13 protein-coding genes are annotated in these 12,851 nt (G+C 72.5%); 9 read left to right on the top strand and 4 right to left on the bottom strand.

Annotated features, from left to right (window positions below):
* Positions 1-28 precede the first annotated feature (28 nt).
* Together ACFUNE_RS07870 and ACFUNE_RS07875 are read left to right on the top strand one after the other, a co-directional pair.
* On the top strand, positions 29-184 hold the full coding sequence (locus ACFUNE_RS07870; RefSeq protein WP_329233091.1) for a hypothetical protein: 156 nt from the start codon (positions 29-31) through the stop codon (positions 182-184).
* A gap of 16 nt (positions 185-200) precedes the next feature.
* Positions 201-554, top strand: coding sequence for a DUF4190 domain-containing protein (locus tag ACFUNE_RS07875; protein WP_383563787.1), 354 nt, complete (start codon positions 201-203; stop codon positions 552-554).
* 45 nt (positions 555-599) lie between these two features.
* Here the strand turns inward: ACFUNE_RS07875 and ACFUNE_RS07880 are convergent, their stop codons facing one another.
* On the bottom strand, positions 600-1,193 hold the full coding sequence (locus ACFUNE_RS07880; RefSeq protein ID WP_383563790.1) for a TetR/AcrR family transcriptional regulator: 594 nt from the start codon (positions 1,191-1,193) through the stop codon (positions 600-602).
* Positions 1,194-1,345: 152 nt separating this feature from the next.
* Here ACFUNE_RS07880 and ACFUNE_RS07885 point away from each other — a divergent pair, with 152 nt between their 5' ends.
* Positions 1,346-2,515, top strand: a complete 1,170-nt coding sequence (locus tag ACFUNE_RS07885; RefSeq protein ID WP_383563793.1) for a cysteine desulfurase family protein — start codon at positions 1,346-1,348, stop codon at positions 2,513-2,515.
* Here ACFUNE_RS07885 and ACFUNE_RS07890 read toward each other — a convergent pair.
* Positions 2,508-3,194 carry an N-acetylmuramoyl-L-alanine amidase gene (locus tag ACFUNE_RS07890; RefSeq protein WP_383563795.1) on the bottom strand — a complete coding sequence of 229 codons (687 nt, stop codon included), beginning with the start codon at positions 3,192-3,194 and terminating at the stop codon, positions 2,508-2,510. The genes ACFUNE_RS07885 and ACFUNE_RS07890 overlap by 8 nt on opposite strands.
* Before the next feature lie 61 nt (positions 3,195-3,255).
* Here ACFUNE_RS07890 and mnmA point away from each other — a divergent pair, with 61 nt between their 5' ends.
* Positions 3,256-4,389, top strand: a complete 1,134-nt coding sequence (gene mnmA / locus ACFUNE_RS07895; protein ID WP_383563798.1) for a tRNA 2-thiouridine(34) synthase MnmA — start codon at positions 3,256-3,258, stop codon at positions 4,387-4,389.
* A gap of 56 nt (positions 4,390-4,445) precedes the next feature.
* Here the strand turns inward: mnmA and ACFUNE_RS07900 are convergent, their stop codons facing one another.
* Both ACFUNE_RS07900 and ACFUNE_RS07905 read right to left on the bottom strand, forming a co-directional pair.
* Entirely contained in the window at positions 4,446-5,246 is an 801-nt protein-coding gene (locus ACFUNE_RS07900; RefSeq protein WP_383563801.1) for an alpha/beta fold hydrolase, read from the bottom strand.
* An 82-nt stretch (positions 5,247-5,328) separates the two neighbouring features.
* Positions 5,329-5,664 (bottom strand): DUF427 domain-containing protein, encoded by a 336-nt coding sequence (locus ACFUNE_RS07905; RefSeq protein ID WP_383563804.1) that lies wholly within the window; start codon positions 5,662-5,664, stop codon positions 5,329-5,331.
* Between the two features lie 65 nt (positions 5,665-5,729).
* Here ACFUNE_RS07905 and ACFUNE_RS07910 point away from each other — a divergent pair, with 65 nt between their 5' ends.
* From ACFUNE_RS07910 to ACFUNE_RS07930, 5 genes are all read left to right on the top strand, one after another.
* Complete coding sequence (locus ACFUNE_RS07910; RefSeq protein WP_383563807.1) at positions 5,730-6,269, top strand: TIGR00730 family Rossman fold protein; 540 nt, start codon at positions 5,730-5,732, stop codon at positions 6,267-6,269.
* A 15-nt stretch (positions 6,270-6,284) separates the two neighbouring features.
* Complete coding sequence (locus ACFUNE_RS07915; RefSeq protein ID WP_383563810.1) at positions 6,285-6,974, top strand: SDR family oxidoreductase; 690 nt, start codon at positions 6,285-6,287, stop codon at positions 6,972-6,974.
* Positions 6,975-7,054: 80 nt separating this feature from the next.
* The gene (locus ACFUNE_RS07920; protein WP_383563813.1) at positions 7,055-8,080 is read left to right on the top strand and encodes a methionine synthase; all 1,026 of its coding nucleotides are present in this window, start codon (positions 7,055-7,057) and stop codon (positions 8,078-8,080) included.
* 39 nt (positions 8,081-8,119) lie between these two features.
* Complete coding sequence (ligA, locus tag ACFUNE_RS07925; RefSeq protein ID WP_383563816.1) at positions 8,120-10,315, top strand: NAD-dependent DNA ligase LigA; 2,196 nt, start codon at positions 8,120-8,122, stop codon at positions 10,313-10,315.
* A gap of 306 nt (positions 10,316-10,621) precedes the next feature.
* Entirely contained in the window at positions 10,622-12,766 is a 2,145-nt protein-coding gene (locus ACFUNE_RS07930; RefSeq protein ID WP_383563819.1) for a putative bifunctional diguanylate cyclase/phosphodiesterase, read from the top strand.
* Positions 12,767-12,851: the final 85 nt, after the last annotated feature.

Genomic DNA, 12,851 nt, shown 5'->3' on the forward strand with positions numbered 1-12,851 from the left:
ACTCTCAAAGCTCGCAGAAAGGCCGGACATGTTCGTGCTCGTCGCCGCCCTGCTCCTGCTGGGGGTCGTCCTCGGAGCGGTGGCGCACCTCCCGCTCCCCGTGGCCCTGGCCGCCGCCGCCGTGATCGGCCTCTGGCTCGCGGTCTTCGGCGCCCGTGAGCGTCTCGCCCGCCGCACCCGCTGAGGAAGGAGTCCACACCATGGCACTCACCACCGCACGCGCCGCATCGCGTGACGCCCGCTCCACCGGCACCGGCCCTACCGGCCCCGCAGGTGCCGGGTCCGCCGGTACGCCGTCCACCGGCAGGCGCCCGGCCTCCCGGGAGGCCGACGGTCTCGCCGTCGCCTCGTTCGTGCTCGGGCTGCTCGGCCTGCTCGTGATGAACATCGTGCTCGGGCCGGTCGCCATCGTCATGGCGCTGCTGGCTCTCGCCCGGTCCACCGCCCGCCGTGGCCGCGCCCTGCTCGGCCTGGCCCTCGGGGTCGCGGACCTGGCCGTCCTCGCCGTGCTGGTCACCGCCAACGGCACGGTCTCCTGGAGTCTGACCGGATGACCGGCTGACCGGCGAACGGGCGGGCGGAGTGCCCGTGCGCGGTCCCTACGCGCGGACCGACCGCCAGATCTGCTCCGGCAGGAGGCGCGCGGCCTCGTCGAGGTCGACGTCGCCGATGCCCGACAGCGATCTGCGTGCGACGGCCACGACCGGCCCCATGACGAGGGACTCGACCAGGGGCGGCGGCAGCGGGGCGAGCTCCCCGGACTCGGTGCGGAGCCTGATCCAGCGGCCCACCTCGGAGACCCTGGCTTCCTGGGCGTCGCGGAACTCCCTGCCCCGGGCCATGCTCTTGCGGTCGGCGAGGGGGGAGTGCAGGAGCAGGGCGGGGCCGGGGTGTTCCCGTACGAAGGCCAGGTAGGCCTCCACGGCGCCGGCGACACCCGCACGCGCCGTGGAGGCGCCCTGCAGGGCTTCGGTCAGCTCTCCCAGCAGCCGGTCCAGCCAGCGGTGGCTGAGGGTGCCGATCAGGCCGTCGAGGCTGCCGAAGTGGTGGTAGAGGCTGCCCAGGCTGACACCGCTGGCCCGGATGACTGCGTCGACCGTGAGGCCCCGCTCGCCCGACTCGACGAACACGCGCAGTGCGGCGTCCAGGAGCAGATCGGAAGTGACCTCGCCGCGGTGCTGCTTGGGGCTCATCGAGTGGCCGTCCTGTGGTTCGTGAGGCGGAGCTCTGCCGCCGTGAACTTCTGGAGTGCTGTTCTAGAAAGTGCTTCCGCTTGCAGTATCCACCGGCGCTGGGGGACGGCCCGGCACAAGTCGCGCCACGGGCTCGTAGAATCGGGTCCACCATGGCTTACCTCGACCACGCCGCGACCACGCCGATGCTTCCGGAGGCGATCGCGGCGATGACCGCGCAGCTCGCCGTCACCGGCAACGCGTCCTCCCTGCACGCTGCCGGGCGCCGGGCCCGCCGTACCGTCGAGGAGTCCAGAGAGACCCTCGCCGAAGCGCTCGGCGCACGCCCCAGCGAGGTGGTCCTGACCTCCGGCGGCACCGAGGCCGACAACCTCGCAGTGAAGGGCCTCTACTGGTCCCGCCGCGACGCCGATCCCCGGCGCACCCGTGTCCTCGCCAGCCCCGTGGAGCACCACGCCGTCCTCGACGCCGTGGACTGGCTGGCCGGGCACGAGGGCGCCACCGTGGAATACCTCCCGGTGGACACGTACGGGCGGGTGCATCCGGACGTGCTGCGCGAGGCGCTCGCCCGCAACCCCGACGACGTCGCCCTGGTCACCGTGATGTGGGCCAACAACGAGATCGGCACCATCATGCCGATACGTGAACTGGCCGAGGTGGCCGGTGAGTTCGGCGTGCCCATGCACGCCGACGCGGTGCAGGCGTTCGGGCAGCTGGAGGTCGACTTCGCCCGCTCGGGGCTGGCCGCCATGACGCTCAGCGCGCACAAGATCGGCGGCCCGGTCGGCATCGGCGCCCTGCTGCTCGGCCGCGACCAGACCCCCGTACCCGTCCTGCACGGCGGTGGGCAGGAGCGGCACGTGCGCTCCGGCACCCTCGACGTGCCCGCCGTGGCCGCGTACGCCGTGGCGGGACGGCACGCCGCCGACGGGCGCGAGCGCTTCGCCCGCGAGATCGGCGCGCTCCGCGACGAGCTGGCCGCCGCCGTGCTGAAGGCCGTCCCCGAGGCGATCCTCGGCGGCGACCCGGCTCCCGGCGGGCGGCTGCCCGCCAACGCCCACTTCACCTTCCCCGGCTGCGAGGGCGACTCCCTCCTGCTGCTGCTCGACGCCCAGGGCATCGAGTGCTCCACCGGTTCCGCCTGCACCGCCGGCATCGCGCAGCCCAGCCACGTGCTGCTGGCTACGGGCACCGACCCCGCCCTGGCGCGCGGCACGCTGCGCTTCTCGCTCGGCCACACCTCGACCCGGCAGGACGTGGAGGAGCTCGCGCGGGCCATCGGCCCCGCGGTCGAGCGGGCCAGGACGGCGGGGCTCAGCTAGCCCGCACCCCGGCTGTGGACGCCGCGCGCACGAGCTTCATGTAGCGGGGCCAGTCCCAGTGCGGTCCGGGATCGGTGTGATCCGTGCCGGGCACCTCGACGTGCCCGATGATGTGCTCCCGGTCCACCGGGATCCCGTACCGCTTGCATATCGCGGCCGTCAGCCGGGCGGACGACGCGTACATCTCGGCGGTGAAGTCCTGGGGGCGGTCGACGAAGCCCTCGTGCTCGATGCCGACGCTGCGCTCGTTGAACGAGCGGTTGCCCGCGTGGTACGCCACGTCTAGCTCGCGGATCATCTGCGTCACCCGGCCGTCCTGCCGGACGATGTAGTGCGTCGCCGCCTGGTGCGCGGGGTCCTGGAAGACCTTGACCGCGCTCGCGTAGCTGCCCTGGGTGACATGGACGATCACCCGGTCCACGCCGTAGTCGTCGGGGCGGTCGGCCCGCCGCCAGTTCGCCTCGGAGGCGGCCACCCAGCGCGCCGGGGAGTAGTCCAGCTCTCCGGCCTCGCGAGGCTTCTCCACGCCCGGCACCCGCCACCACACGCGCCGGATCTCCTCCGCGGCCAGCACGGCCGTGCCCGCTGCCGCGACACCGCCGCCGATCAGCAGTGAGCGCCGGCTGATGCCGTGACCGGGGCTTTTACCCGATCCGCCGGCACTCCCGTTGTTCCCCATGTGCTCCTCAACGCTTATCCGCGAGCATTCGGTTCCCGGCGCCCCGTACTCTGGTGAAGCTATGACTCAGACCTCCCAGCGCCCCCTCCGCGTGCTCGCCGCCATGTCGGGCGGAGTCGACTCCGCCGTCGCGGCGGCCCGAGCCGCCGAGGCAGGCCACGACGTGACCGGTGTGCACCTCGCACTCTCCGCGAACCCGCAGTCCTTCCGTACGGGCGCCCGCGGCTGTTGCACCATCGAGGACTCCCGGGACGCCCGTCGCGCGGCCGACGTCATCGGCATCCCGTTCTACGTCTGGGACCTGGCGGAACGCTTCCGCGAGGACGTCGTGGACGACTTCGTCGCGGAGTACGAGGCGGGGCGCACGCCCAACCCCTGCCTGCGCTGCAACGAGAAGATCAAGTTCGCCGCACTGCTCGACAAGGCGCTGGCGCTCGGCTTCGACGCGGTGTGCACCGGCCACTACGCGACGGTCGTGCTCAACGAGGACGGCACCCGGGAGATGCACCGCGCCTCGGACATGGCCAAGGACCAGAGCTACGTCCTCGGCGTCCTGGACGAGAAGCAGCTCGCCCACGCGATGTTCCCGCTCGGTGACACCCTCACCACCAAGGACGAGATCCGGGCCGAGGCCGAGCGCCGGGGCCTGGCGGTCGCCAAGAAGCCCGACAGCCACGACATCTGCTTCATCGCCGACGGAGACACCCAGGGCTTCCTGGCCGGCCGCCTCGGCGGCCCGGCGGAGGGCGACATCCTCGACGAGGAGGGTGCGAAGGTGGGCACCCACGAGGGTGCGTTCGGCTTCACCATCGGCCAGCGCAAGGGCCTTCGCATCGGCCACCCCGCCCCCGACGGCAAGCCCCGCTACGTCCTGGACATCTCCCCGGTGAACAACACGGTGACGGTCGGCCCGGTCGAAGCCCTCGACGTCACGGCCCTCACCGCGATCAGGCCCCGCTGGTGCGGTACCGCCCCCGAAGGGCCCGGTACCTACACCGCCCAGCTCCGCGCCCACGGCGGGGAGACCGAGGTGACGGCGGAGCTGGTCGACGGCACCCTGTCCGTCGCCTTCACCGAGCCGGTCCGGGGCGTCGCCCCCGGCCAGGCGGTGGTGCTCTACGACGGGACGCGCGTCGTCGGCTCCGCGACGATCGCGACGACGGTGCGCCGGGAGAAGGCCGCGGCGGCCGGCTGACACGTCCGGGCCGGGTCGCTCCCCTGCGACGACCCGGCCCTGCTTCATGGCCCCTGTCAGGACGCGGTGCGCAGGACCCTGTCCCGGGAGAAGAAGTCCGACAGGACGGGGGCGATCACATGGGGTGCCAGCTCGCGGGTCTGCCCCGTCAGGGTGCGGTGCCTGGCCCTGGGGATCGCGGCGGCCAGGGCGAGGGTCGTCTCCTGGGCCTGGGCGGTGCTGAAGCCGCCCGTCACCACCAGGGTGCGTGCCGTGAGGGACGCGAGCCTGCCGGTGGGCACCGAACCGTCCCCCAGCAGCGCGTCGTCGTACGCGAGGGTGTGCGCCACCGCTTCGAGGCCGGGCCACAGCGGGGCGCGCCGCATGCGGGCGATCGTCGCCTCCGGGACGCCGGTGCGGGACAGGTACAGCTCGACGGCGCCGCCCCGGTCACCGCTCGCCAGCAGCCGGTGCAGCAGCGCCGTGCAGCGGGACTTGTACAGGAGACCGGTGGTGCCGGGGGTGTACGGCGGCTCGTAGACCGCGAGCAGGTCCACCGGCAGCCCCGCTGCGTGCGCCTCCAGGGCCAGCGCCCCGCCCGACAGCATCCCGAACAGCGAGACGCGCTCACCGGCCGCGGCCGCGACCGCCGCCAGGTCCTCGATCTCGCGGCGGAGCGCGTACGGTCCGCCGTCGCCGCTGGCGCCGCGGCCCCGGCGGTCGTACGTGACGACCGTGAAGCGCGGGGCCAGCAGAGAGGCCAGCGGCGCCTCGTCGGCCGCTGTGCTCAGGGCCCCGCCGACCAGGATCACCGGCGGCCCGTCGCCGCGGCGGCGATACGCGATCGACGTGCCGTCACGGGAGAGAGTCTTGTCCATGTGAGGGTGGACTGCCGGGCCCCGGGAAACTCATCGCAGCCGCCGGGAAAGTTTTCTGACGGTCAGTCGGATGCCACCGCCGTCAGTCGGGGACCACCTCCGTGGCGTAGAAGCAGAAGTGGTCCCTGATCGCGGCGACTTCCTCCTTGGGATCCGGATAGGCCCAGACGAGGTCCGACGCCCCGGGCAGAGACCAGTACGACGCGTCCCCCTTGAACGGACAGTGCGTACGGGTGTCCGAGGACGACAGCAGGTCGGTGCGGACGTCCTCGGGCGGCAGGTAGTAGCGGTCGGGGCAGCCCGTCTCGCGCAGCACCAGCGGGCGGCGGCTGTCGGCGAGCACCTGCCCCTCGTGCACCGCCCGCACGTGCACGGCGGCGGGTTCGACGGTGATGGTGTGTCCTGTGATGGAGGCCATACCTGCTTCAGCCCCGCGGCAGGCCGGTTTCTTCCCGCGCCGGGAGACGGTCGTACGGTGTCCGTATGAACATCTGTGTCTTCCTCTCCGCAGCCGACCTCGACGACCGCTACACCGTGCCCGCGCGCGAATTCGCCGAACTGCTGGGCCGGGGCGGACACACCCTGGTCTGGGGAGGCTCGGAGAGCGGGCTGATGAAGGTCGTCGCGGACGGGGTGCAGGAGGCGGGCGGGCGGCTCGTCGGCGTGTCGGTGGACTTCCTCGCCGCCAAGGCGCGGACGAACGCCGACGAGATGGTGATCGCCAAGGACCTGGCGGAGCGCAAGGCACTGCTCCTGGAGAAGTCCGACGCGATCGTGATCATGGTGGGCGGCACGGGCACGCTCGACGAGGCGACGGAGATCCTGGAGCTCAAGAAGCACGGCAAGCACACCAAGCCCGTCGTCCTGCTGAACACCGCCGGCTTCTACGACGGCCTGCACCAGCAGTTCCTGCGCATGGAGGACGAGGGCTTCCTGCCGCTGCCCCTGACCGAACTGGTCTTCTTCGCCAAGGACGGCGTCGGGGCGCTGGCCTACCTGGAGGAGTCCGCCGGTCAGCAGTGATGCGAGCATGAGGGCATGCCTACTCACCTCATCACCGGCGCCGGCTCCGGTATCGGCGCGGCCGTCGCCCGCCGCCTCCTGGAGCGCGGCGACGAGCTCGTGCTGCTGGCCCGGGACGCCGGACGCGCCAGGGAACTGGCCGCCCTCCACCCCGGTGCCCGCACACTCGTCGGCGACCTCGGCAACCCCGACCGGCTCTCCTGGGCGTTCGGGCAGCAGACCATGCCCGACCGCCTCGACTCGCTGCTGCACATCGCGGGCGTCGTCGAGCTCGGCACGATCGGCGACCTCACGCCCAAGGCCTGGCACTTCCAGCTCAACGCCAACCTGGTCTCCCCGGCGGAGCTGACGCGTCTGCTGCTGCCCCAGCTGCGCGTCGCCCAGGGCCAGGTCGTCTTCGTCAACTCCGGCGCCGGGCTCGCGGCGCACGCCGAGTGGGGCGCGTACGCGGCGAGCAAGCACGGACTCAAGGCGCTCGCCGACTCCCTGCGCCACGAGGAGCACGGCAACGGTGTCAGGGTCACCTCCGTCTATCCCGGCCGCACCGCCAGCCCGATGCAGGCCAAGGTCCACCAGCAGGAGGGCAAGGAGTACGACGCCTCGCGCTGGATCGACCCGGAGTCGGTGGCCACCACGATCCTGCTCGCGCTCGACCTCCCGCGGGACGCCGAGGTCAACGACCTGACGGTCCGTCCCGGCCGCTGAGACCGGCCGTCGGGACACGGTTCCGGTGGTCCCGCACCCGGCCGCCGGGAGCCCGTCCCCCGGACCCGTACGCTTTCCGCGTGAGCGAGAAGAGCGGGTTCAGTGCGAGTGCGGCCACCGGGATCGGATCCATGCCGGGGGGAGACGCCCGGGAGGCGGCCAAGACCGTCACCGGGTCCTTCGCCGACGGCCGGGGAATGCCGCATCTGGCGGAGCTGCCGGCGCGTGGACCCGGTGCGGACATGATCGGCCGGACCATCGGCCTCCTCGTCGAGATGTACGGCCATGTCGAGCCCAGTGGCTGGCGGATCAGCGACCGTCCCGGCCGCGACACCCGCCGGGCCCGTTCCTGGCTCGGTGAGGACCTCGACGCGCTGGAGGAGTTCACCCAGGGATACGAAGGGCTGCTGAAGGTCCAGGCCGTCGGGCCCTGGACGCTGGCCGCCGGACTGGAGCTGCGGGGCGGCGAGGCCATGATCGGCGACCCGGGGGCCTGCCGTGACCTGGCGGGCTCGCTGGCCGAGGGGCTGCGCTCCCACCTCGCCGAGGTGCGGCGCAGGATCCCCGGCGCCGAGGTCGTCCTCCAGCTCGACGAACCCTCCCTGACCGCCGTACTGCTGGGGCGGGTCAGGTCGGCGAGCGGCTACCGCACCTACCGCGCCGTGGACCGCCAGGTCGTCGAGGGAACCCTCCGCGAGGTGCTCGCCGTCAACGGCGAGGGACTCACGGCCGTCCACTCGTGCGCCCCCGAGGTGCCGTTCGCGCTCCTGCGCCGCGCCGGGGCGGACGCGGTCTCCTTCGACTTCTCCCTGCTCACCGAGCGTGAGGAGGAGTCGATCGGGGAAGCCGTCGAAGCCGGCACCCAGCTCTTCCTCGGCGTGGTTCCCGGTCTCGACGCCGCCTCGACCGCATTGTCGGACCCGGGCGGTAGCGTCAAGGAGGTCAGGACGTTGTGGAGCAGGCTGGGGCTGAATCCGGGGACTCTCAGCGAGTCCGTCGTGATCACCCCGTCCTGCGGGCTGGCGGGAGCGTCACCCGCGTACGCGCGCGCCGCGCTCGCCCACTGCGCCCGGGCCGCGAAGTCGCTCGCGGACAACCCTGAGTAACGGGTCGCGGAGTCAACAGGGCAACGGGAGGAACAGGCGATGGCCGGCGAAGAGCAGGCGCAGCAGCTGACCGGTGTGCCGGCGGAGGTGCGGGAACAGCACGCACTCCTCGCCGAGCAGATCGAGGAGCACCGCTTCCGGTACTACGTGAAGGACCAGCCGGTCGTCGACGACGCCGAGTTCGACCGGCTGATGCGCGCGCTGGAGGCCATCGAGGACGAGCACCCCGAGCTGCGCACCCCGGACTCGCCGACCCAGAAGGTCGCGGGCCCCTACACCACGGAGTTCACCTCCGTGGAGCACCGCGAACGCCTGCTCTCCCTGGACAACGCCTTCGACGACGAGGAGCTCGCGGCCTGGGCCGAGCGCGTGGCCAAGGACGTGGGCAGGGGCGGGTACCACTTCCTGTGCGAGCTCAAGGTGGACGGCCTCGCCGTCAACCTGACCTACGAGCACGGGAGGCTGACCCGCGCGGCGACCCGCGGCGACGGCCGCACGGGGGAGGACATCACCCCCAACGTCCGTACGATCGCCGAGATCCCGCTCCGCCTCAAGGGCGAGCGCGTTCCCGCGCTCGTCGAGGTCCGCGGCGAGGTCTTCTTCCCCATGGAGGCCTTCGAAGGGCTCAACGCCCGGCTGGTCGAGGCCGGCGACAAACCCTTCGCCAACCCGCGCAACGCGGCGGCGGGCTCGCTGCGGCAGAAGGACCCCAAGGTCACCGCGACCCGCCCGCTGCACATGGTGGTGCACGGCATCGGCGCCCGTGAGGGGTTCGACATCGACCGGCTCTCCCAGGCGTACGACCTGCTGAGGGAGTGGGGCCTGCCGACGGCCCAGCACAACAAGGTGGTCCGGTCCCTCGACGAGGTGCGTGAGTTCATCACCTATTTCGGTGAGAACCGCCAGTCCGTCGAGCACGAGATCGACGGCGTCGTCGTGAAGCTCGACGAGATCCCCCTCCAGGGCAGGCTCGGCTCCACCTCGCGCGCGCCGCGCTGGGCGATCGCCTGGAAGTACGCCCCGCAGGAGGTCAACACCAAGCTCGTCAACATCCGGGTCGGCGTGGGACGCACCGGCCGGGTCACGCCCTACGCCCAGGTCGAGCCGGTCGAGGTGGCGGGATCGGAGGTCGAGTTCGCCACCCTGCACAACCAGAACGTGGTGAAGGCCAAGGGCGTCCTCATCGGCGACACGGTGGTGCTCCGCAAGGCGGGTGACGTCATCCCGGAGATCCTCGGGCCGGTCGTCGACCTGCGCGACGGCAGCGAGCGGGAGTTCGTCATGCCGTCCGAGTGCCCCGAGTGCGGGACGGCGCTGCGCCCCATGAAGGAGGGCGACATCGACCTCCGCTGTCCCAACGCCCGTTCCTGTCCGGCCCAGTTGCGGGAGAGGCTGGCCTACCTCGCAGGCCGCAAGTGCCTGGACATCGACCACTTCGGCTATGTGGCGGCGGCGGCCCTGACCAAGCCCCTGGAGCCCGCCGAGCCGCCGCTGCTGGACGAGGGGGACCTCTTCGGGCTGACGGTGGAGCAGCTGCTGCCGATCCGTGCGTACGTCCTGGACACGGACAGCGGACTGCCCAAGCGCGACCCGAAGACCGGCGAGGAGAAGACCGCCACCGTCTTCGCCAACCAGCAGGGCGAGCCGAGGAAGAACGCCCTCGGCATGCTGGAGGGCATCGCGGCGGCCAGGCAGGCCCCGCTCGCCCGGATCCTCACCGGGCTCTCGATCCGCCATGTGGGACCCGTGGCCGCCGTCGAGCTGGCCCGGCAGTTCCGCTCCGTCGACCGCATCGACGAGGCGACCGAGGGGGAGCTGGCCGCCGCCGACGGGGTGGGGCCGATCATCGCCGCCTCCGTCAAGCAGTGGTTCGCCGAGGACTGGCACCGCGAGATCCTGCGCAAGTGGCGGGAGGCCGGGGTCCGCATGGAGGACGAGGGCGCCGGCGAGGACGAGGGCCCGCGGCCCCTGGAGGGGCTCACCGTCGTGGTCACCGGCACCCTGGCGACGCACACCAGGGACGGCGCGAAGGACGCGCTCCAGAGCCTCGGGGCCAAGGTCACCGGATCCGTCTCGAAGAAGACCTCGTTCGTGGTGGTGGGCGACAACCCGGGCTCGAAGTACGACAAGGCGATGCAGCTGAAGGTGCCCGTCCTGGACGAGGAGGGATTCGCCGTGCTTCTGGAGGAGGGGCCGGACGCGGCCAGGGAGGCCGCTGTTCCCGCCGAGGCCTGATCGAGGCGCGATCGAGACGCCGGACGGCGCGTGGCCGCGAGCGAGGGGGGAATCAAGCGGACGAGAGGGGGCCGGGGGACGGCTCCGGGCTCGCCCGCATCACCCGTCCGGCGCATACCAGACAGCGGAGGGTGCCTGGTTCGCATTCGGGCAAGACCTGCAGAGCGCTGCCCGCGGGGGCCTTCGGCGGCCTACTGTTGAACGAGCACCTGCCGTGCCCGGCCGCGTGGTGGGATTTGGGTCGTGGTGGCATGGGAGCGGGGGCCACCGTGGGACATCGGCACCGCCGGCTGTGAGAGGGACGGAATGAAACCGACCGAGAGCGCCGCACCGGTGTCGCGGCTACAGGGTTTCGTGGGCCTCACGTCAAGGGTGGGCGCCGTCGTCGTGGCCGTCGCCGCGGTGCAGCTCGCCACCGGGTTCTACCGGACGGTCGCGGACGGCCGCGCGCTCTTCCCCGCCGGCACCGCGGGCTGGTCGCTCGCCGTGCTCACCGGGATCATCGTGGGGCATCTGGTCGCCCTCGGGCGCGACCGCTGGTGGGGCGGCACCGGCTCCGGCGCCGCCCTCACCCTCGCCGTGCTGCTGCTCTACGGCTGGGTGGCCGCAGGGCTGGTCAGCCTGGTCGTCGTGGTGCTCGTCGGCACGGCCAGGCGTCACCGGTGGTGGCAGGGACTGCTGCACGGCGCGGTGGACATACTCGGCATAGGGGCGGCCGCCCTCGTGCTGTCCGCCTTCGGCGACGTGCCGACCGTCGAGACGCCCTGGCGGCCACTCCACTGGGGCATCGACGCCGTACCGGAAGTGCTGCTCGCCGCCGGCACGTATCTCCTCGTCACCCGCCTCCTGCTCTGGTACGCCAGGGCGTCCCAGGGCGGCGGGCTGCCGACGGTCGCGCGGACCGCGCTGCTGCGCCAGGGCCTCGTCGCCGTCGCGCTGGTCGGCATCGCGCCGCTGATCTGTGTGGTGGCGTCCGCCATGCCCGTGCTGCTCCCGCTCTTCGCCGTTCCGCTGATCGCACTGGACTCCACGCTCTGGATCGCCCGGGCCCGGGCCGAGGAGCAACTGCGGGACCCGCTGACCGGACTGCCCAACCGCCAGTGGCTCCTGGAGAGAACGTGGACGGCCCTGGAGGAGGCGGACCACACCGGCACCCGGTCGGCCCTCGTCCTCATCGACCTCGACCGCTTCCGGGCCGTCAACGACACCCTCGGCCATCTCGCCGGGGACCGGCTCCTGCTCCAGATAGCGGAGCGGCTGAAGCTCGCCCTGCCGCGAGGTGCGGAGGCCGCACGTCTGGGGGGCGACGAGTTCGCCGTGCTCCTGCCGACCGCTGACTCGACCACCAGCGCCCAGCGCATCGCCCGCCACCTCGTCGCCGAACTCTCCTCGCCCCTCGACCTCGACGGGCTCACGCTGGTGCTGGAGGCGAGCGCGGGCGTCGCCGTGCATCCCGACCACGCGCTGGACGCCGAAGGTCTGCTCAGGCGGGCGGACGTGGCCATGTACCAGGCCAAGCGCGACCGTACGGGCGTGGAGGTGTACGAGTCGAAGCGGGACAGCAACACCCCGGACCGGCTCGGCCTGCTCGGCGATCTGCGCCGCGCCCTGGACGCCCAGGAGGTGGAGCTCCACTACCAGCCGAAGGTCCGCTTCGACGGCCAGGTGGCCGGCCTCGAAGCGCTCGTACGCTGGGTGCACCCGGAGCGCGGCCGGGTCCCCCCGGACGAGTTCATCGCGATCGCCGAATCCTCCGGCCTGATGCCGCACCTCACCGAGTACGTACTGGAGACGGCGCTGGCCCAGGTGGCCCGGTGGCGGGCCCAGGGGCTGTTCGTCCCCGTCGCGGTCAACGTCTCGCCGCGCGATGTCCACACCCCCGGTTTCGCGGGCAGCGTCGCCGCCCGGCTGGCCCGGCACGGCGTTCCGGCCGGTGCGCTGCAACTGGAGATAACCGAGCACGTCCTGCTGGAGGACCCCCAGCGGGCCGCCGACACCCTGGCCGGGCTGACCGGGCACGGGGTGAAGATGTCCCTCGACGACTTCGGCACCGGCTACTCCTCCCTCGTCCACCTGCGGAAGCTCCCGGTCAGCGAGCTCAAGATCGACCGTTCGTTCGTGGCGCGGCTCGCGGTGGACCACGAGGACGCGGAGATCGTCCGCTGCACCATCGACCTCGCCCACTCGCTCGGGCTGATCGTCGTCGCCGAAGGCGTCGAGGACGACGAGACCTGGGAGCGGCTGCGCGACCTGCACTGCGACGCGGTGCAGGGGTGGCTCGTCGCCGCCGCGATGCCCCCGCTGGAGACGACGGCCTGGCTGCGGGCGCGGGGCGAGCACGGATGGCGGCGACCGGTGGAGCGGGAGGCCGCGACAGCGCAGGCGGCGGCCGTCGAGCCGGCGCCCAGATCCGCGGGCCGCGCGCTGAATCCCGGTCCGGCCACGGCCTGAGGTGCGGGAAGGCCACGGGCCGGCGTCCGAGGTGCGGGAGGGCCACCGTCTGAGGTGAGGGAAGGCCACCGGCCACGGCCCGGGG

Source organism: Streptomyces sp. NPDC057287, assembly GCF_042667905.1.
Taxonomy (GTDB): Bacteria; Actinomycetota; Actinomycetes; order Streptomycetales; family Streptomycetaceae; genus Streptomyces.